Raw genomic sequence first — 21,064 nt, 5'->3', positions numbered from 1 at the left:
CTACCGATATATTATAGATAGATCTTATCGTCGTAGGAGGAGAATGAGCCATGCATATAACGAATATGACCTCTGCTATGGGAACGAGACTTAATGTAGCTGTTAGTCACCAAACTAACGATAAAACCATAAATTCAAACAGCAAGACAAGTGGTAGCGGAGACCACTTATCGATAAGCAAATCTGCAAAAGCAGCTTTTCAAAATCAATCTAAAATGAGCGGAATGGTTGATTCTCTACTTAAACAAAAACAGAGTATCATCGATAGCAAGAACAGCTTGATTGAAAGAACTACCCAAAGCTCTCACAGTCTGGATTCAATTCAAGATCAACTTAAGGACTTCGACAAGCAGCTCCAAACGATTGACCAACAAATTGCGAAGTACACCTTTGAAGAGCAACAAAAGAACTTAGAAAAAGCTCAAAAAGAAGATCTATCGGATGAACCTAAAACCGAGCAAGAGATACAAAACGAAAGATTGAATACGATTGTTGCTATAAGCCAAAATGTTTCACAAATGGAGGTAGTTTCTTCCACCCATTCTAAGATGCATGGCGAGGCAAGAGTTCTGACCAAGGAAATCGAATCGGATGAAGCTCGTTCTACTCATTCTGCAACAGCCAAACGTGAGCAGTTATCCAAAATCGAAGATAGAATATCGGAAATGAATGAAACGTTAGGCGATACCATAAAAGACACCGGAGATAAAATTAAAGATCAGGAACGGACTGAGAAATTAGCCACCTACCAAGGAATTCAACGTTTAGCCGAAGATTCTGATAAGTCGCAGCTAGAAATACTAATCTAACAAAGACAAAATTCTCTATATAGAAAAAGCAATCGGACCTCTACTACATCAAAGGGTCTACCGATTGCTTTTTTAAATGCAGATGATGTTATTGTTCAACTATTCCTTCCGAATCACGATAAAGCAGGTGCTGTCTGGCAAGGCCACTTCCTGTCCGCTCTCATCCTTGAACCTTACTCTGTCGCGCAGTGCTTCGGTATACCCTTCTTGCAAGTAATGCCGGAAGACTTCAATCTTCGCCTGCTTTCCTAAATTCTGCTCAATAAATGAGGCAAACTCCGTAGGAGTAAAATAACCAAACTGTTCCTGGACTTCATGAATGTAAGCTTCTTCGCCCCAAGTATACGTATATAAAAATTCCATGGCATCATTAACGGGCATAAGAACTTCTTGCTCCCCTAATCTTTGATACTGAATCTGACGTCCGGCAAAATCCTTCGCATAACGCTCCAGCCACACCAGACCGTCCTCTTCCAGAAAGCGAACTCTCCTCAGCAATGATGGGGGTTCGGTCATAATTCCATCACGAATAATGATAACCCCACCAATTGACAATACATCAAAGGCACTTCGCAGGGCTGCGGAGACGGTGTCATGATTGAACTTTTTACCATTAAACGGCACATAAGAATATAGCTCATGCAAGATGGAAGAGAAGATTACCGTGTCCACTGTTCCAGCCACCACGAAATTTTTAAGATTCAACGCATCTCCCTGCAGGACCTCCCACTGACGACCTTCCCGCTGCTTACGCTGCCGCAGAGCTTCCACTACATTGCTCGATATATCAATGCCGATAGGGGTGACATCTGGCATACGCTCTTCCAACAAATCCAGCAGCACACCGCCGCCCGGACCGATATCGAGCACTTTTTGACCAGTAACATGCTCCAGAATTACGGCTTTATAATCTGCTGTATTATTCATCTGACTTAAGTAGGTATCTTCATTATGAAAACGGTCGAATGCGTCCCTCCGCAGCTCGAACAGGTCGAACAACAGCAATACTGCACGTTCATACAAAGGCGACTTTTCAGCTTCCATACAAAATTCAATCAGCTTCTCTGCTGCTGCCGAGAATTGGAACTGGAAAAACACCGTGTCTGGCAGATGCTCCTTAGCATATTGACGAAGCATTAGATGCGGGTTCTCAGCAGGTAAAGTCCCTTGTTCGATATCCTCCCATTTAAGCTCCGATAAATATTTTTCGATAATCCGCTTCTTATAAACGTTGATCTTCTTAACACCCTTGTAGTCGTAGTAAATGCTGTTCATGACATGCTCGAAGCTGATATGATTTAGGGATTCATTCTGGGCTCTATGAGCAGCAAGTATCATCAACTTCAGAAATTGCTCCAGCGAAAAGGTCTGCAGTGCAGATTCCACATACCAGAAGGTAATCTTACTTAAGGCGTCCAATCGTTCCGCATGGAAGCCTTCGTGCATAAGCTTTGCCCATTCCGTAGTGAAATCCTCCCCTCTGGAGATCGGACCCAGCCGCATTCTGCGCAGTCTTTCTTTCATCGGCATTGGACTAGCAAGTTCACCGGATGAAATCAGAGCGATAAGCTGTTTCACTTCATGCTCTACACTCAGCCAGAGCTCGGGGGACACAGAGCCGATAACGCACTGATTAAGTACAGTCAACAACCGTTCCAGTTCCTCCGCCGTCAGCAGCTGCGCTTCCACAATCTCATGCAGCGGCTTATTCACTTCTGGTGGGACCTCCCCACGAATTTGCTGTCCTATTAGCCCATGGGTTTCAATAAGTCGATAAACCATTGCGCCTTTCTCGGAGACTATCCTACCCAAATGCCTTTCATATAACTGAGCGGAACCAATATTATGTACAAAACAGTTAATGCCTTCCTCCTGCCAAAGTAAGCGCTCCTTCAATGTGCCGCCTTTAGCCGATTCTGACCAAATTAATGTTTCTTCTACAAGCTCCTTTACCCAAATCGAACAGGGAAGTTGATTCAGAATCCTCAGACTGCGTTCCACATAGTCCAGCACAGAATTCCTGTGGTCCAGCTCCTCCAAAGATGCCACGCGTTCCAGATTTACAATTTGCTCCTCCGCTTGAACAATAAGCTTCAGCCAGAGATGATCTTCTAAATGTTCTTGCACGCCTTCACGGTATAAAGTGATAGCTTCCAACGATTTCAGCATATACTCCTCCTTCGCTCCAAAGCGGAGATGATAATAAAAAACAGAACCAGGACTCATGAAATACCCATGTCCTGATTCTGTTTGCATTCATACATTTAAGTTCCGAACCGTTGCCGATATCCGCACTTGCGGCACAGCTCTTCTACCGCCTCTCTACGAGAGAACCCGTAAAATAGATTGTTCGCTCGCTCACCCTCTACGATTTCTGAGAACGGAGTCTCATGAATGTTTCCGAGGTTAATGACGCCTTCACCATCCAGACAGCACGGTACAACAGTACCATCCACAAGGATTGCCGCTTGGCTGCGCAGCGCATGACAAAACCCTTTTCCGTCATCTTCCGGCTCGTTCAGTGCAGGCCAACGGAACTCATGGTCCTGATTGAGATATACCCGTGGGGCAACCTTGACGCCGCTGCCAGGTATAACCTTTTCTTCGATCTTGAAATCAAGGTTAAAGGCTTCCTCCAGCACAGCAAGGGTCTCACGGTTCCGATTTTTCTCTAGATTGGTCAGATTATCCTCCGTCAAATTCCACAATCGGAAGGATATAATCACCCCTTGCGCGGAGGCTTCCCGTACAAAAGAAATAATCTCCGACAAATACCCTTCGCGGTTCTCAGATCCTTCATGCCCATCAAAGCTATGCAGAGAGAAGTTCATCTGTCGTAGTGCAGGTTTGCCGAGAATCTTAGGGCCAGCCTTATGAATTAACGTACCATTGGTAGTAATATTGACCTTGAACCCTTTGGCATGTGCCGCATCCAGCAGCTCACCAATCTTGGGATGCAGCAATGGCTCACCTTTTACGTGAAGGTAAATATGATTACTGTGTGGCTTAATTTCATCTAATATCGTATTAAAAGTATCGAGCTTCATAAAGTTCTTCGTTCGGGCGGTTGGTGGACAAAAGCTGCAGGCCAGGTTGCAGACGCTTGTTATCTCAATGTATACCTTTTTAAAAGTCTTCAAGTGCTGCTCCCCATTCTATTTATAGATCTGCGGCATAGCGGAGGCCGATTTGTGCTCTGGCTTCCTCCATAACCTCTGCTACCGCCAAGGAATTCGCATGCGTGTTAATTCTGCTTTCCCGGTCACCGTTCTTAATTAAGTTAATAAATTCCTCAACCTCATAATACATAGACTCGAACACCTGAGGCTGCGTAAGCTCCTCGACGGTTCCATCACGATACTGAATCTTCACTTGGTAAGGCTGGTTGATCTTATCGATCACCATGGTACCACTTTCCCCTTGAATCTCGGCTGGTAAATAGGAATCAGCGATCTTGGAATGCATCACAACTGCGTCCATATCATCGTATTGCATAACAATACTTCCTTCACCATCCACACCAGAAGATAGCATAAGACCCACAGCCTGTACAGAATTCGGTTTCCCGAACAACACAACCATAGGATACAAGCAGTAAACGCCAAGATCCATGAGCGAGCCATTAGAGAAGGCCGGATTAAAAGCATTTAACACCGTTCCCTGCCGATAAGCATCATATCTCGATGAGTATTGACAATAACTCGCGAAATAACGGCGAACTTGGCCGATTTTATACAAATTGTCTCTGATCACTCCGAAATTCGGCATGAATGTCGATTTCATTGCTTCTACCAACAACACATCATTGTTCTTCGCAGCTTCAATCATTGCTCTTAGCTCCGCACTGTTTGAGGCAGCTGGTTTCTCACAGAGCACGTGCTTGCCATGATTTAAGCACATAATCGCCTGCTCAGCATGCATGGAGTTCGGGCTTGCAATGTATATAGCATCGACATCTTTACTGGAAACCATATCTTCCAAATTCGTATAAATTGTAGCTCCAGCATATTTTGCAGCAAAGGCCTGACCTTTCTCCATTGTGCGGGAGTACACGGCTGTCAGGATAAACTCCTCATTCTCCAAGCCGGCTTGCACGAAGCGGTCTGTAATAAAGTTTGTTCCAATGACCCCGAAACGAATTGTCATGATAATCCCGTCCTTTTTAGTTCTTACTAAATCTCTATATGCTATTTTCTCACTCTCTGGGTAGTAATGTCTACTTTTCAGGACAAATTTCCGACAAATTCTGATAGATCCACCTTGTGAAAAAAAAGCACCACTCCTTCATCTTTTGTCGATAAGAAACTATTCCTGGTAGACTGCGACATGATTTGTCGAAGGATGCAGTAAAAAGGCTCCCATTCTTAACTTAAGAACAGGAGCCTTTTGAGCCATATAGAGTTACTGCTTATTTATAAAAAGCCTGCAATTGACGCACAATTTCATCCTTGTCATGATCCACTACGGTTTGATGCTGTGGCATCTCGAACAACGCTTTAATTTGTGCCGGGAATTCCTGCTTAATATCGATCAGGGTTATCGCTTCATCAAATTTAGCTGGATGTGCCGTCGCAAAGGTAATTCCAATCTCGTCCGAGCCATTAAAAGCCTCGTAAGCCGCGATTCCACATGCAGTATGCGGATCAAGCAGATAGTTATATTCTTTTTGATACTTAGCGATTGTATTCAAGCATTGGTCATTCTTCACACCCAGCGCAGCAAAATCCTTCTGCACCTGCTGAAGCGCATCTCCTTCAACCGTAATCTTACCTTCAGTTTGGAGCTTGGACATATACGCGGATAGTTTCTTGGAATCCTCGCCTACCAAATAATATAGATAACGCTCAAAATTGCTCGCCACTTGGATATCCATTGAAGGACTGTATGTGCTTGTGAAGCTGCCCGGTTTGTATTCCCCGGTGTTCACGAAACGCTCCAAGATGTTATTTTCATTCGTGGCAATAATCAGTTTGTTAATCGGCAATCCCATTTGCTTCGCCAAATATCCGGAGAAAATATTACCGAAGTTGCCGGAAGGCACGCTAATGTTAATCTTCTTCTCACTGCTGCCATCGACATGTAGATACGCATAGAAATAGTAGACGGTCTGCGCCAGAATACGCACAAAGTTAATGGAGTTGATTGCACGCAGATGATAGCGACCCTTAAAGTCGAGATCCGCGAACAGATCTTTAATTACCTTCTGGCAATCATCAAAGTTACCGTGCACAGACAGGTTCAGTACATTGCTATCATCTACCGTAGTCATCTGCAGCTCCTGCACTTTACTTACCTTCCCATGCGGATGCAGAATACAGATCTTGATGCCTTCTTTACCGCGAACGCCCTGGATGGCAGCCGCCCCGGTATCCCCTGAGGTTGCTCCGAGGATGTGGATGATCTTGTTCTGCTTTTTGGAAATATAAGAATACAGCTCACCCATAAACTGCAGCGCTACATCCTTGAAGGCAAAAGTAGGGCCATGAAACAATTCCAAGACATATAAGGAATCATTCACTTGGTGAATAGGCGTTACTTCCGGCGTGCGGAAATTGCCATAACTAGTGTTGACCATGTCCTGTAAATCCTCGTAAGGAATCTCATCATTAGTGTAATAAGCGAAGATCTTCAGGAACAGCTCCTGGTAGCTAAGACTTCTCCACTCTTCCAAAGTAGCTGCTGTAACGACAGGAATCTCGGCTGGGACCATTAATCCGCCATCATCCGCAAGTCCCATCAACACCGTATCGATAAAGCCTTTAGGTTCCACATTGCCTCTTGTGCTTATATACTTCATGCTCATCCTCCTGAACCCCTCTATAAATATATATAAATTATAAGTTTCACTTTATAGCTGCTTGTTTTCCCTATATACTACCACGTTTACGCGCTAAAGTCCGTTAATTCTTTGTCTTATTTTGTAGCTCTTTCCAGACAGTTTTGTTGCTGTATTGCCGTTCTGTACTGACATCCTTACCGAACCATTCCGGTGCCTTGAAGCTCTCCGCTTCCTCTAAAGATTCAAATTCAACCTCCAGAACGGACAATTTCAGCTGAGAATACACGTCGATCTCAACCGTTGTGCCCTTCCACACTGCAGTAATCCGCTCTTTGACCAAGGCTACCGCATTTACTGCCTCAATCATCTGATTATATAAACCCTCTGAGATAAAATATTCGATTTCTTCACGTTTGATCCCTTTGCCGTCCTTAAACGTATGCGTGTAGGTTACTTCGCCTGAGTCCAGATCTGTAATTTTACGCACACGCAGCTCTTGGCCCCCATCTATCGCCAAATAAGTCTGATCGATATTATGCCGGGTAATAATCTTCAATTCGCCTTCTTGAATAAGCCGCTCCGGAAATTCCGGCAGCAGAAACTTGCGTTCGATCTCCAAAGCCATGATGTTTCGCTCCTCAATGTGCCATTTATTTTATATTACTAATCATCATAGGGGTGAGACAAACCCAAGTCAATGTAGATTACAGAGAAATAGGTTATGCTTTTATCAAAAAATGAAACTGTTACGATCAACCTGTGACTGTCCAGGTTCAGGATCTACGATTGGCGGGGGTACGCATTGTCTAACTATCCGGACCCAGAAGGCAGCGCGGATAATAATAGAAACAGCGACGGTCATGGACGTGGAAAAGCAAGCCCTAGACTGTCGCTGCTAATTATGGACATTTTAAATATTTCCTAACAAAGAGGACATATTTTTTTGATTTTCTGCGAGCCAAATCATTTCCTTCGCAAAGCGAGCCGGCGGTATACTATGTTGATCCATGTTAGCATTAATCCACCATGTGCTTTCCATATACCACAACAACTGTAAGGAATGTGTTAAATAGCCCTCTACCACTTCACGTTCCTCACTGTACCCTTCCATAAACGCCGAAGCCAGAGAGACATCTAAATCATCATCTAAAGCACAAGACATAACAGCACGAGCTACATCAAGCTGTGGATAGTCATATTTTAGTCGATCAAAATCTAGAATTGCAGATAGTCCATTATCATTAAATAAAAGATTATCTACCCAAAGGTCACGATGTGCCCATCCTGTTTGAAGTAGTTCGAGTAGTTCTATATTCATTTCTTCAGTAGCTTTTATTTGAGCTTCTACATCAGCAAGTAGCAAAGGTTTACCAATTCCCATACACTCATGCCAGACTACGTTCCAATGTGCTAAACGCGCCTCCCGGCTGGGGGGATTAAATTGCGGACTGTTATTCATACCAAGTGTCCCGTCATTTAACAATCGATGCATTTTTCCTGTTGCTCGACCTAAATCGTATATTTGATGGATATTGGTTTTACCTGGTGAAATTATTTTTCCCTGGCAATATGCCATCACTATGAAACGTTCTCCATTACCAGATTCAAGAAAAATATTTTCGTTCTGTGTTAACACTTCGGGGCATGCTAGACCTTGATCATATAATCTAATCTGTTGAGAGAGTGCTAACAATAGCTCCTCTGGGTTATATAATTTATATCTTTCTTTGTTATATTGTTTAAATAAAAGTTCCCCTGCATCCGTCGTAACTTTCCACTTTAAATTTAACCAGCCTCGTTTTATTGAAGTAGTCTCTATTACATTCAGACCGAAACTTTGATGAAATGTTTTTATTAGGTCTTCCAGGATCATTTCCTCTGTGAATATAGTCTCCATTGGGTCAACTCCTATATTTAAAGTGTATAAGTTTTTATTCCTTATGGAGACCTATATAACCTCTTAAATAAATCTGTGTTTTGTAAATAGAACTTCTGAAGCATATCCTCTTCCCCAAAATGCTCTAGCAATATCATATCCAATCTCTGCTTTTTCATTTTCAAAATCTAAGAAATTATACCCACAAGAACCTATGATTTCATTGGATTCCTTTACAATTACGGAGAAACGAATAGCTTTGTTATCTCGAGAAAATTCATCAAGCAGTTGTATCATCTCTTTTACCTGACTTTCATCAGTAAAGCAATCGACATCCATGAACTTGGTAACCTCTGGATCAGACCACACTTTAAACAAACTAGGTGAATCCGATACCTTCATTTTTCTTAAATGTAATCGTTCTGTGTGTAACTCTGTAGTTAACATTATTTTTACCTCCATTAAATTTTAATAGTTGGTTTAAAAATAATGATCTCTGCGCATAGTTCAGTCCCTTCATTTATCATTCCCCATTAGAGTATCACATCATCTCTAAAACGAATAATATACCTCTTTCCCCTTAAGAAAATCCTGACATAAGGTGCTGCATATTTTGGAGGCGTGCTCTTTGATCCAGCCGTTCCTCTCAGAATCATGAATAAAAAATACGTAACTAATAAAAATATCCATAAATATTTGTCCTTCAATGTACCGAATCTCATTTAGCGAAAAGCTAGATTTAGAAGCATAACCCTCCAAAAGCGTTTTTCGGAGCTCACTTTTCAGCATAGAAGATGCAGAGCCCAAATCAAACAAATAATATCCATAACCAAATAAGCAATAATCTATTAAGATCGGGTTATGTTCTGACACAACGACATTCCCCAGCTGAAAATCAGCATGAATGAATCCCCATGAGTTCTCCCTAGCGTCTAGTTCTGCTAACTGTTCTTTTACTACGAGTAGAACGCTACGAATAACATCGTAATCCTCCTGATTAAGGGCTCCATTGTCTGCTCCCTTTCCAAGTTCTATTAAAGTTTCATCAATCTTTTTGACGTTATATACAGGTCTATGTAACTCCAAGGGCATTAGCGTTCGTGAGAATTCATGTAAACTGGCAAGATTTCTCCCTAATCTATAAACAATCTGTTCAATGTTGTCTTCATCTTGGGTAAGCGTAAAGCCTTCAATCCATTCTAAAAGCGTTGCCAAACTGGTACCGAATCGCTCCGAACAATATTCAGTAACCATCTGCCCCTTCTGATTTACAACCGGTCTTTGAACTTTCAGTATGTTCTTCTGATCGATTTCCCGCAGAAAAAACATTTCGGACTGCAATCCATCTCGAGTATGTTGTAAGCCTGAGAACCCTTCCGATATTGGTTTATGTATACGTAATAGGTACTTCTTGTTATCCAGCTTATTAGTCACTTTAAATGTAATATTCTCATTATGTCTAATGAATTCAATGATTGGGTCGATAAACGAATACTGCAACAATACTTTCTCAGCTTCTATAATCACAAGACTTCCCTCCTTTGAATCAAGAATATCCTTTATATTGTACCTGTTGTTCGTTGTATTTTGTTGGAATAAATAACTATATTTAAACTATCTCTTAGAAGACTCTACTAAAAAAATAGAGGTACATATTAGTTCCCTAATACGTAACTCTATTTATTACATTAGCTTTTATTCATTGCGTTAATGCAATATCAATACACCAAACCCTTCCAAAGTAACCTCACCCGATAATGTTGTTCCGCTCAGTAAATCCGTTTTGGTCTCATGTAGATGTATGGAGGCAGGCATCTCACTATAGTTAAGTAAAAAAGTATAACTGGAATTAGCCGCGCTACGAATTTGCAGCTCTACATCTGCTGGAAGCTCGATCCACTCTGCTGGCGACTGCAGACCGATTTGATCAATGATTATAGACGCTGCTTGTTCATTAAAGACTGCTCCGTGATACCAAACTTCGCCTTTGCCGCGATGATTTCTCGTAACCGCCGGTTTTCCCGCGTAATAGTCCGAGGCATAAACCGCCATGACTTCGGCCGAATCATCCTCAATTCGGAGAATATCATTAAAATCATCTGCCCCAGTGACCACTTCGGCCGCACCTGACCAGCTAATCGTAGTTGGTTGACGACTGCCTTTAACCATTGTGAATTCTTCGACTGTGATCCCGCATAAATCCCTGGCAGCACCTGGAAACGGACGCATATAACATTGACCGCGTTCATCCTTATAACCGGTTCTACATCCGAAGATCAGTTTTCCACCTTGCTGAACATATTCATCCAGTAGTGACGCTGTCTCATCTGTCATGATCGCCGGGTGAGGATAGATAAGCACATCATATCGTGCAAGTTCTTCCAGCGTTGTCTTTTTGCGTAAATAGAATACGTCATTCGGGATATGCTTCCGCTGGAGCGCCTTGTACCACTCCTTGTTGCTCTTCCACATAAACGGACCATGCCACACATCGTATTCTCCATCCCACTCATTATCATAATCACGAACAATAGCAACGTTAGCCTGATTACGAGTGCCGATAAGTGCTTGACCTGCCGCCGCCAGCTCTTGTCCGATCTGTCCCGCTTCCCGTACTCTTCGGTTCGGCTGATTATGATAGTCGTTAATGCCATGCCAATAGATTTCATTACCCATCGTAGCTGTCCGCCAGCGGAAATACAGCACCATATCGGCGCCATGAGCGATCGATTGATAAGTCCATAACCGCATCTGTCCCGGCTTCGGAGAAGGCATATCCATCCGGTTCACCCAGCCACCCGGCCCCGATTGCTGCTCCATAATACAGAAATTCGGAGAAATCGAACGGACAACAGATAACGACAGCCCCCAGCCTCTATCATTCAGCGGATTCCGCTCATTCGGGTCATTAGAAATAGTAGAGAACTGCGGATAAGAATCATAGCTGAAGAAATCCAGCAGCTCATCCGTCATTTCATGGCTATCGAGATGCCCGAACAGACCATTCGTGGTTACCCATTGTTTTGGAGCATGTTTACGAATGATATCCGCTTGGTTTTTGGCAAAAGAGATCGTATTGTCCGATATAAACCGTTTTTCATCCAAAGCCTGATGGGGATTAGGCTGCTTAGATACTGGAGTAGGCCGTGGAAGATAGACCTGAGACCAGTCACTGTAGCTTTGATTCCAAAAAACAGCTCCCCAAGCCTCGTTCAAATGCTCAAGCTTAACATATTTCTGCTGCAGCCATTCCCGAAAAGCCTTATGGTCACTCTCGGAGTAAAATTCACTAATTTCGCAGTTGAGCTCATTATCAATTTGCCAGCCGACTACACCTGGATGATTGCCGTAATGTTTAACCATCTGTTCCGTAATCCTTGCACACAGCTCCCGATATATGGGGCTACTGTAATTATAATGACGACGCATGCCATGCTGAAGGGTAACACCTTCATACGTCACGTTCAATACTTCTGGATACTTATGGGTCAACCAAGCTGGAGGGGTAGCCGTCGGAGTTCCGAGAACAACCTGCAGACCATTTTTATGAGCTAAATCAATCGCCCGATCAAAGAGTCCGAACTGGAATTCACCCTCAGCTGGTTCAAAAATTGACCAAGCAAATTCCCCCATCCGAATGATCGTGAAGCCCAGTTCCCGCATCCGGCGATAATCGTCCTCCCACAGGCTTTCCGACCAGTGTTCCGGATAATAACAGACGCCAAGCTCGAATTTTTCTGTTGCGACAGGTTTCTTCATGATTACCTCCAAAGTATTAAAAATATGCTTTCAGTATTTTATAATTCTATTGTATTATCAGTGATAAGAAGGCTTATATAACAAAATATTGCGATCGTATAACAATCTTGCGTTAATTGCGTTAATTGCCTTAATCCAACTAGCGCTCTGCAGCGCGATAGAAACGGGTGCTGTCAATCATGAAGAAACAATGGTATTTGCCGACACCGGCTTTTTCAAAATATGTCTGTTATCCTGAATTTTTGGGGCACTACACTCACTTTCCACAGCATACTGAGAGAAGAAGTGAAGGGTTTCTGGGAAGCTATAACCTGCATTTAATCTTTGGTGGAGAAGGTTATGTATTCCATGAGGGTGAACGTATTCCGATGAGCAGAGGACGAGGTTTTCTTTACCCTAAAGGTGCTTATCAGCAGTATGGGTCTGATCCCGGAGAGCCTTGGGATGTTCGTTGGGTTCATTTTAGTACTGAAATTGTACTCCCCTTATTAGAAGAAGTGGACCAGTCACGTGCATACCTGTTCACTTTTGATTTAGAGGCCAAGCTGGACGAGCCGTTCGAGGAAATGTACTTGCTGAGCGCTTCCTATGTAACACGTAGTGAGCCAAGACTATCCGCGCTACTCTACGAGCTTCTAGTGAAATTGCTGCAGAACTCGGAACCGCTTCACGGCTCCGTCCCCCACGAGGTCAGGCAGTCTATCCGCAGTGCCGCAGATATCATACATGTCGAATGTGCCCGCCCTTGGTCACTGGAGTCAATGGCAAGACTAACAGGGTATAGCAGCTATCATTTTCTGCGGCTGTTCCGAATGGTTATGGGTAAAACCCCAAATCGTTATTTAACGGATTGTCGACTGGCCAGAGCTAAGCTTCTACTGGTTTCTACCGGACTCTCCATTGCTCAGGTTGCGATACAATCCGGCTTTTCCCAGTCCAGCTATTTTATTAAAGTGTTCAGAACGTTTGAGGGAATGTCTCCCGTAAAGTACCGTCAGGCTTTTGGATCATAACGCCTTAAACGATGAACAAGAAAAAACCGAACGACAATCAGAGATAATCCTGAAGTACGTTCGGCGCAATGGTATATTTATTTAATCTCTTTCATAAATGATCTGAAGTTTTCTACGATCTCTTTTGCTTTCGTACGATATAAATAATGTCCTTCTTCAAAGGTTATCACTTTTCCATTTACAGAGTCTTTCACTTGCTTTACATGCTCTGGTAACCATCTATCCGTTACTGGATGATTCGCTTGTACAAATAAGATTAGAGGAAGATTTCTGGGAAACGATAAATTTTCAGCTCCTTTAAAATTAGAATACATACTTCCGGCTTCATTTAATTGGGTAGGATTATATATGTTTTGGCGATTAATCAATCTCATTTGTTCTTTTGTTGTATCATCAAATGGCAGTTCAGCAATGGGGTCAGCACTTAGTTTCATTTGCAATCTGATGAGACCTGATTTTTTGAGTAGATTTAAAGCTCTCAATGCCGAGGCTTCAATCTTCCGTTCACTTAGCGATGGAACGCTGCTATCGAGCCCGACAAATGCACTCACTTCATTTTCATATTTGTTAACATAATCTATTCCGTAAAGGCCAGAAATGGAGTGACCCATTAGAATATAACGGTCAATATGAAGACCCTGTAGAGCTTCATGAATTTCACTTACAATATTCTCTGTGCTGCGCTCCTTTTTGGTCAGATCACTTAATCCATACCCAAAAGGCTCAATCACGACAACTTTGTAAAACGGGGATAGCTCATCTATTAATGCTTTAAAATCAAAGAGCTGGTGCTGCTGTGCCATAGCCTGGTAGAAGCACGACTGTTTCTTCGCCATCCCCTCGAATCAAAACATTCATGTTCTTCCCATCTACAGGTACTAGCTGACCATAAGGTTCTATTCTTCTTTGTTCCGATTTGTTGCTGATCAGATTAACGGTATACACAATGGCGAGAAACAGCACGATGGCTATGATTATTGCTCCTAATATTTTAACTAGAATATTTAGTATCTTGCTTGTTCTCGTGCCTACCTTCGATGTTATCGCCTCTCTTATTTTCACTCGTATCTTCTCCTGTCATCCTCTGTGTATTGGACTGCCTTAAACCACTGTTAAGCTAAGGCTAACCAATGAAGATGTACTTCCCATGACGTCATCATGAACGGAATATGAAAATACAAAAAAATACTTATATACCCACACAAAAAGCAAGCCAAGAGCCGGGCTCATGGCTTGCTTCCTTTTGAAATTAACTCCCTATTCCTGCACCTTCAATTTAAAGCATCCGCTGACAAAATCCTGCTGGATATCCGGCAGAGCCAGTCCGACCTGCATTAGCCGGTCACCGCCGTAAACCTCACCGCTTGCCTCCAGAGTATAATTCAGCTCCGGATTCAAGCCATTCAGCTTCAGGCTGCGGCGTGGCGGGTGCGGCACAGCCATTACCCGGAAGTAATAAATGAGTGCCTCATGCTGATCGTCTGAGACGAACATCCATGCCGTCTCGTTCCCCTCGAACGGGCTTTGCAGACGGTATAGATTGCCCTTCTGTACAAGACTGCGGATCTGTTTATAGTTTGCAATCTGCTCCCTCACAAGCTCCTTCTCTTCGGCAGTAAACTTGGTGAGATCCAGCTCATAACCAAAATTACCGGACATAGCTACATCTCCACGGAAGGAAAGCGGGGTGATCCGTCCTACCTGATGATTCGGTACGGCAGACACATGCGCGCCTATCGAACTAACCGGATATACCAGACTTGTTCCATATTGAATCTTTAGCCGTTCCACAGCATCGGTATCATCACTGGTCCAGGTCTGCGGCATGTAATGCAGCATACCCGGGTCGAAGCGTCCACCACCACTACAGCAGCTCTCGAACAGGATATGTGGAAACTCTGAAGTGATTCGCTCCAATAGCTCATACAGACCAAGCACATAACGATGTGCAGTCTCCCCTTGGCGTTCAGGGGGTAACTCTGCAGAGCCAATCTCCGTTAAACAACGGTTCATATCCCATTTCACATAGCTAATGGGCACCGTCGAGAAAATTCGGGATAATGACTCATAAATGTACTGGCGCACATCTTCCCGTGTATAGTCCAGCACCAATTGCCAGCGGGCTTCGCTGCGGCGGCGTCCCGGCACATGCAGGCACCAGTCGGGATGCTTACGATAGAGGTCGCTGTCTGGCGAGATCATTTCCGGCTCGAACCAGAGGCCAAACTGTAAACCTAGATGGTTCACGCGCTGGGCAACATCAGACAATCCGCCTGGAAGCTTGCGTAGATCCTCCACCCAGTCTCCGAGAGAGGAATTGTCAGCGTCTCTTTTGCCAAACCAGCCATCATCCAGCACGAATAGCTCGATCCCAAGCTTCGCGCCTTCGGCCGCAATGGACTCCAGTTTGTCCGCATTGAAGTTAAAATAGGTAGCTTCCCAATTGTTGACCAGAATAGGCCGTTCCTTATCTCTAAATAACCCTCTGCATAAACGGGTCCGGTACAAACGGTGATAGGTTCTCGACATTTCTCCGATCCCCTCAGAAGAATACACCATAACTACTTCTGGGGTCTGGAATTGTTCTCCCGGCTCCAGCAGCCATGAGAAATCAAAAGCGTTCAGCCCCATCGTAAACCTTGTCATCCCGAAGGAATCGACCTCTGCCTCGGCTTCAAAGCCTCCGCTATATACAAGACTGAAGCCGTAGGCCTCTCCATGATTTTCATCCGTTTCAGGTTTCACCAGCGCTGCAAATGGATTTAACTGATGACTACTCATCCCTCTGCGGCTCCCAATGGTCGTCCCCCCTTGCACCAGACGTCTGCGAGTCAGATTACCTTCTCTTGACCAGGCCCCTGCCAAATAGATCATATCCATTTCACCAGACGAGAAATCGACACTGGCACTCAGTGCACGTTGTAATTGGAGCTGGGCATCTCCACCATTTGTGAACTCCACAGAGCGGGTAATCACGTTAGAATCCTCATATATGGTATATCGTAAAATAACAGTTAGCTTGGCATAATCATCCTTGAGCGTAAGCTCCAGCGTCTGTGCTTCTTGGTCGGACTCCACATATACTGAAGGCAGCCCGGCAAGTGCTGGTTTCCCCTTCATGACCCGGTATCCACTGTATTTCAATTCCGTGATACGAGTGCCATCTTCAAGCCGAACTTGATAAGCAGGTGTTCTGAAATCTCCCGTACCGTATTGTGGGTATTCCTGCGGGAGTCGGTCAAGCCCCGTATTTCCTCCCAGATTCAACAGCCCTTCCAGATTACTGTCACTCCGTAGCTTCTTGCCCCAATACACATGTGCCGGATAATCATTGATAAGCTGAAGAATATAACTCATTCCTGCACTTTGTAAATGGAAAAGCCCCTGATCTTCCTGAATTAAAATCCCCATGCGCTAGTCCTTCTCTCCTTAAGATTTACAGTAAATCTTCGCTAACAAAATCAACCATCGATTTAACCTTTAGCCCCTTAGGAACGGCCGGAATCCAATCTCTTCCATCCTTGCCCCGCTGAGAGAATACTATCGTCTTGGACTGTCCTGGGAGAAGATCAAAGAAGTTGTCGGAGAATATACCTTCATCCTCTGAGATCAGGTATACGCCCCTAGCCAATACATCACTTGTCACAGTGAAGCTTAAACCACCGCTATCCGGAGTTTCCTTTATCGTAATCACTGCATGCTGCAACGGAATTTCTGTTTCCGGGACAAAATAATGTACCTTGCGGTCTATCACCTGTCCAGCAGCCTGCAAGCTTATCTCTAACACTACCTCGCCTGATCCATGACCTTCTAGCAATTCCACCACAGGAGACGAGAATACAATAGCCGTAGAATCGGCTCCGAGCTCAACCGGATGTGTCCACTCTCGTAGCACCGAGCCGTCAAACTTATACAGCCTAAGCATCAGCTCAGCAGTTATTGCTCTTCTTAAGTCAGAAACGACATGAACGTCAATCCGCTCACGGTCTGTACCATCAATAGACAACAAGACATCCTTGAAGCTTGCACGCACGGTATATTGCAAAGCTTTCCAGCGCCCGTTGTAATCCATACCCGCCCAAGAAGCAACCGGCCAGCAATCATTCATCTGCCAATATAAAGTGCCCATACAATAAGGTTTATTTCTTCTGTGACTTTCAATCGCAATTCGGATTGCTTCAGCTTGCAGAATTTGACTCATATATAGAAATGCTTTGAAATCCTTCGGCTGCGGCAAATACATATCCATATATTCTTTGATCAGCAGATTACCGCGGCCATTCTTCTGATGAGCCAGCATCACCTTTGAAGTAAGCTCCAAATCCTGCTCTTCGGCATAACTCATTACGGTTTTCAGTTCCGGGAACGACTGGAAGCCATACTCACTCATAAAGCGGCCAACCTTTGTATTATAATTCTCAAAAGGCTCAATTCCGTGCCACACGCCCCAGTAATGAACATCCCCATCGCCCGCCATCCGCGTCGCATGCTGATCCATATTGCCCGTCAGATCCCGCAGCGGCGAAGACGGCCAATAGTCTACTCCTGGATGGAAAGCGGTAACAGCCTCCGGCAGAATATGGTGGAATATTTTCTCATAATCAGCCCACATGCTCGCTCTATGTTCAGCATCGATCTTTTCTTTCCAGCCCCAGCCCATATTTTCCTCGAACTGTGACCAGGCCGAATCAATCTCGTTATTGCCACACCATAAGGCGATGCAGGGATGATTGCGCAATCTTTTGACGTTATACTCCGCTTCTTTCTTCACATTTGCAAGGAACGCCTCGTCCCCCGGGTACATGCTGCAAGCAAACATAAAATCCTGCCAGACCAGCAGACCATATTCATCACAAAGCTTATAAAAAATCTCCTCTTCATAAAAACCGCCGCCCCATACGCGCAGCATATTCATGTTTGATTCTACCGCCGTGACAATTTCATGCCGATACCGCTCCTCGGTAACTTCTGTGATGAAGCTGTCATTCGGAATATGGTTGGCACCTTTAGCAAAGACCGGCACACCATTCAGCGCGAAAGAAAATGAAGTTCCCTTGGCATCGCGTTCCCGAATCAATTGAATACTGCGCAGTCCGGTTCTTACACTTTTGCTAATTATAGCTTCCTTACCTTGCACCAAATCGGCTTGGAAAGTATATAAATGAGGCTCGCCTAGCCCTCTACACCACCAGAGCTGCGGCTGATCTATCACGATATCCATCTCTACTTGCTGTTTGCCACCCTCTAATGTAACTGTTCGCATCCATTCTAAGCCATCGGCGCTTATGCGCAGCATTCCCTGCCAAGCAGTAGGAGCATCCACTTCAATAATTGCGGTCAGTCGAGCTTCTTCCTTGGTGATCACATTTTGACGGATATAGAGATCTGTGATTTGAACTTCGTCACGTCCCTCAAGGGAGGCTTCACGCCATATGCCACTGGTCAAGAAACGCGGGCCCCAGTCCCAGCCGTAATGATAAGGAGCTTTGCGGGCAAAAACACTAATCCGCTGTTCATCCAGCCCCCCAAGCTCGGATTGATCATTCGGTGCAGGCAACGTATACCCCAGCTTTGCTAGTTTAGGCAAATCCTCTTTGACTACAGAGCGGAACCTCACTCTAATATTGTTCTCACCAATCTTCAGCTGATCTTTGACATCCACTCTCCACGCCAAAAACATATTATCTGCCGCGAGTACATGTACATTGTTCACATAAACATCAGCATAGGTATCAAGACCTTCAAAGATCAGCTCCGTGCAAGAAAGCCCCGACCACTCTTCGCCAAGCTGCAAAGTCGTTTGATATTCCCAATCCTTCTTATCAATCCACTGTAGATTATGTTCGTTCGTTCCATAGAAGGGATCCTCAATTTTTCCGTTCTTCAGTAAATCCGTATGGACCGTGCCTGGCACAGTAGCCGGAAGCCACTCTTCATCTCCGTAACCTCTAAATTCCCACTTTGCAAGCTTCATCTCTAGCTGTTTCATTTTATCCTCCTATAAGTTTTGTAGAGCATATGCTTCTTTGAGTGTCTTCGTACAAAACTCACTTCGAAAGCATTTGCTTAAAGTTTTGTAGAGCATACACTTCTTTGAACGTCTTCGTACAAAACTCGCTTCGAAAGCAGCAACTTAAGTTTTGTAAGCCTATTCATCTTTCAAAATAGCATACCTCTTCTAGCATTTCATTGAAGTCAATTGATATTCTTTGTATTTTGTTATCCATTCGTTAGGTATTCACTAATTATAATCGCTCAAACAAAACAAATAAAGACAATAAATAATAATACAATACATTTCTAAACGCTTTATTTAAAGCTATAATGTTCATGTAAACGCTAACAAAATAATGAAAAGGGGATTAAGTTATGAGAAATAAGTTATTTTCGTTATCTTTTGTTATGATTATGATTTTGTCATCAACGCTTGCTGGCTGCGGCTCGAACAACGGCAACAGCACAAATAACGGGGCTTCCGCAACAGATAAGCCCGCAGCAACGAATACAGAAAATACAAGTGGTAATTCTACAAACACCGCAACAGCTGAGCCTGCAGCGGGAGCTGATATTAGCGGAAAAATCACCTTCCTGACCAACAGAACAGACATGATTGGCAAAGAATACGACGAATATTTAAAGCGCTTTAATGAGAAATACCCGAATATTAAAGTCGAATTCGAAGCTTCTCAGACCGACTATAATCAACAGGCTAAAGTCAGAATGGCCAGCGGCGAGCTTCCAGACGTTATGTTCGTACCTACCATCCCTAACTCCGACCTGCCGAAATACTTCGCTTCACTGGATGATCTTGGCCTGAACGATCAAATCACCTTTAAAGACTTTAAATCCTTTGATGGCAAGCTGTACGGAATTACCACAGGGAACTCTACATCCGGGATTGTTTATAACAAAAAAGCATTTGCCGATGCCGGTATCACAGAAACACCAAAGACTTGGGATGAATTTTTGGCTGCCTGCGAGAAGCTGAAAGAAAAAGGTGTCATTCCACTGGCTTCTAACTTCAAAGATAAATGGCCGCTTGGTACATGGGCTTATGATACACCCCGCCTGATTGCAGGTAATCCTGACTTCCCTAACGAGAAATTGAACACAGAAACACCATTCACGATGGATAACGGCTATGGGAAAGCCTTTAGTCTGCTGAGAGAGCTTAACGAAAAAGGATATCTGGAAAAAGACATCAACTCTACTAACTGGGAGCAATCGAAAAAAGACATCGCTTCCGGCAAGTTCGCCATGTACTATCTCGGAAACTGGGTTATTAACCAAGTTATTGGAGTCGGAGCTCCTTCAGACAATGTTGGCTTCTTCCCGTTGCCTTATGATAATTCGGGCAAACCATCTGCTACCCTCAGCCCTGACTTCTTCTATGCTGTCGCCAAAAACAGTAAAAACTTAGAGGCAGCAAAAGCTTTTGTAAAATGGATGATTGAGGATTCGGGATATGAGGATTTTGCAGGCTTTATCTCTCCATTAAAAGGAAAAGAATCTAATCTGGCTCAGCTAAAAGAATTCCAAGCTACTGGAGTAGAGCTTATAGAAGGAACTGTCGATGATGCGAAGGTTACAGAGATCGGCAATAAGGCACAGTTGGATCTCCCTGCAGTAGTTCAAGAATTCGTGCTTGCTAAGGACCCACAATCTGTAATAGACAAGTGGAACAAGGCTTGGGCAAAAGCCAAGAAAGACCTTGGCTATTAATTAAGGCATCTTTTCACTCATGAAATAGAAGTACACTACGGCGCAAAATGGATTATCGCCCTTACGGATAATCCATTTTGCCTTTCCATATCAAGCTTTTATGAAA

Annotated in this window: 13 protein-coding genes and 2 pseudogenes; 3 read left to right on the top strand and 12 right to left on the bottom strand. The window is 43.9% G+C overall.

What is annotated here, in order from left to right:
* The first annotated feature begins 50 nt into the window (after positions 1-50).
* A complete protein-coding gene (locus tag NST74_RS04290) occupies positions 51-809 on the top strand; it encodes a hypothetical protein (protein WP_341110527.1) in 759 nt (252 codons plus the stop codon).
* A 99-nt stretch (positions 810-908) separates the two neighbouring features.
* Here the strand turns inward: NST74_RS04290 and NST74_RS04285 are convergent, their stop codons facing one another.
* The 9 genes and pseudogenes from NST74_RS04285 to NST74_RS04245 all read right to left on the bottom strand — a co-directional run bounded on the left by NST74_RS04285 (position 909) and on the right by NST74_RS04245 (position 12,223).
* Positions 909-2,978: a class I SAM-dependent methyltransferase gene (locus tag NST74_RS04285; protein ID WP_341110525.1), complete on the bottom strand. Its 2,070-nt coding sequence runs from the start codon at positions 2,976-2,978 to the stop codon at positions 909-911.
* Between the two features lie 95 nt (positions 2,979-3,073).
* Positions 3,074-3,949: a radical SAM/SPASM domain-containing protein gene (locus NST74_RS04280; protein WP_339289316.1), complete on the bottom strand. Its 876-nt coding sequence runs from the start codon at positions 3,947-3,949 to the stop codon at positions 3,074-3,076.
* A gap of 19 nt (positions 3,950-3,968) precedes the next feature.
* A complete protein-coding gene (locus NST74_RS04275) occupies positions 3,969-4,955 on the bottom strand; it encodes a Gfo/Idh/MocA family protein (RefSeq protein ID WP_042124299.1) in 987 nt (328 codons plus the stop codon).
* A 262-nt stretch (positions 4,956-5,217) separates the two neighbouring features.
* A complete protein-coding gene (thrC, locus tag NST74_RS04270; protein WP_341110524.1) occupies positions 5,218-6,606 on the bottom strand; it encodes a threonine synthase in 1,389 nt (462 codons plus the stop codon).
* Positions 6,607-6,709: 103 nt separating this feature from the next.
* A complete protein-coding gene (locus tag NST74_RS04265) occupies positions 6,710-7,213 on the bottom strand; it encodes a CYTH domain-containing protein (RefSeq protein WP_042124295.1) in 504 nt (167 codons plus the stop codon).
* A 285-nt stretch (positions 7,214-7,498) separates the two neighbouring features.
* Positions 7,499-8,485 (bottom strand): phosphotransferase, encoded by a 987-nt coding sequence (locus NST74_RS04260; RefSeq protein WP_341110523.1) that lies wholly within the window; start codon positions 8,483-8,485, stop codon positions 7,499-7,501.
* 81 nt (positions 8,486-8,566) lie between these two features.
* Positions 8,567-8,926 (bottom strand): annotated as a pseudogene (locus tag NST74_RS04255) (GNAT family N-acetyltransferase); the annotation flags it as partial.
* Between the two features lie 90 nt (positions 8,927-9,016).
* Positions 9,017-9,991: a phosphotransferase enzyme family protein gene (locus NST74_RS04250; protein ID WP_341110522.1), complete on the bottom strand. Its 975-nt coding sequence runs from the start codon at positions 9,989-9,991 to the stop codon at positions 9,017-9,019.
* 180 nt (positions 9,992-10,171) lie between these two features.
* Positions 10,172-12,223 (bottom strand): beta-galactosidase, encoded by a 2,052-nt coding sequence (locus NST74_RS04245; RefSeq protein ID WP_341110521.1) that lies wholly within the window; start codon positions 12,221-12,223, stop codon positions 10,172-10,174.
* Positions 12,224-12,402: 179 nt separating this feature from the next.
* Here NST74_RS04245 and NST74_RS04240 point away from each other — a divergent pair, with 179 nt between their 5' ends.
* Positions 12,403-13,236: a helix-turn-helix transcriptional regulator gene (locus tag NST74_RS04240; protein WP_341110519.1), complete on the top strand. Its 834-nt coding sequence runs from the start codon at positions 12,403-12,405 to the stop codon at positions 13,234-13,236.
* Positions 13,237-13,313: 77 nt separating this feature from the next.
* On the opposite strand, the pseudogene NST74_RS04235 reads toward NST74_RS04240, so the two are convergent.
* The 3 genes and pseudogenes from NST74_RS04235 to NST74_RS04225 form a co-directional block, all read right to left on the bottom strand.
* Positions 13,314-14,280: pseudogene (locus NST74_RS04235) on the bottom strand (alpha/beta fold hydrolase).
* 213 nt (positions 14,281-14,493) lie between these two features.
* On the bottom strand, positions 14,494-16,647 hold the full coding sequence (locus NST74_RS04230) for an alpha-galactosidase (protein ID WP_341110517.1): 2,154 nt from the start codon (positions 16,645-16,647) through the stop codon (positions 14,494-14,496).
* 25 nt (positions 16,648-16,672) lie between these two features.
* Complete coding sequence (locus NST74_RS04225; RefSeq protein WP_341110516.1) at positions 16,673-19,225, bottom strand: beta-mannosidase; 2,553 nt, start codon at positions 19,223-19,225, stop codon at positions 16,673-16,675.
* Between the two features lie 380 nt (positions 19,226-19,605).
* Between NST74_RS04225 and NST74_RS04220 the strand changes: the two genes are divergently transcribed.
* Complete coding sequence (locus NST74_RS04220) at positions 19,606-20,958, top strand: ABC transporter substrate-binding protein (protein ID WP_341110515.1); 1,353 nt, start codon at positions 19,606-19,608, stop codon at positions 20,956-20,958.
* Positions 20,959-21,064 lie beyond the last annotated feature (106 nt).

The organism is Paenibacillus sp. FSL F4-0125, assembly GCF_038008565.1.
In the GTDB taxonomy this organism is placed as follows: domain Bacteria; phylum Bacillota; class Bacilli; order Paenibacillales; family Paenibacillaceae; genus Paenibacillus_AQ.
Note: the sequence above shows the minus strand (reverse complement) of the source record. Positions and strands in the feature narration are given on the sequence as shown.

Bases quoted from the DNA above. Each gene is read 5' to 3' on its own strand.
- NST74_RS04290 (WP_341110527.1), top strand. From the start codon at position 51: ATGCATATAACGAATATGACCTCTGCTATGGGAACGAGACTTAATGTA.
- NST74_RS04285 (WP_341110525.1), bottom strand. From the start codon at position 2,978: ATGCTGAAATCGTTGGAAGCTATCACTTTATACCGTGAAGGCGTGCAA.
- NST74_RS04275 (WP_042124299.1), bottom strand. From the start codon at position 4,955: ATGACAATTCGTTTCGGGGTCATTGGAACAAACTTTATTACAGACCGC.
- thrC (WP_341110524.1), bottom strand. From the start codon at position 6,606: ATGAAGTATATAAGCACAAGAGGCAATGTGGAACCTAAAGGCTTTATC.
- NST74_RS04265 (WP_042124295.1), bottom strand. From the start codon at position 7,213: ATGGCTTTGGAGATCGAACGCAAGTTTCTGCTGCCGGAATTTCCGGAG.
- NST74_RS04260 (WP_341110523.1), bottom strand. From the start codon at position 8,485: ATGGAGACTATATTCACAGAGGAAATGATCCTGGAAGACCTAATAAAA.
- NST74_RS04245 (WP_341110521.1), bottom strand. From the start codon at position 12,223: ATGAAGAAACCTGTCGCAACAGAAAAATTCGAGCTTGGCGTCTGTTAT.
- NST74_RS04240 (WP_341110519.1), top strand. From the start codon at position 12,403: ATGAAGAAACAATGGTATTTGCCGACACCGGCTTTTTCAAAATATGTC.
- NST74_RS04230 (WP_341110517.1), bottom strand. From the start codon at position 16,647: ATGGGGATTTTAATTCAGGAAGATCAGGGGCTTTTCCATTTACAAAGT.
- NST74_RS04225 (WP_341110516.1), bottom strand. From the start codon at position 19,225: ATGAAACAGCTAGAGATGAAGCTTGCAAAGTGGGAATTTAGAGGTTAC.
- NST74_RS04220 (WP_341110515.1), top strand. From the start codon at position 19,606: ATGAGAAATAAGTTATTTTCGTTATCTTTTGTTATGATTATGATTTTG.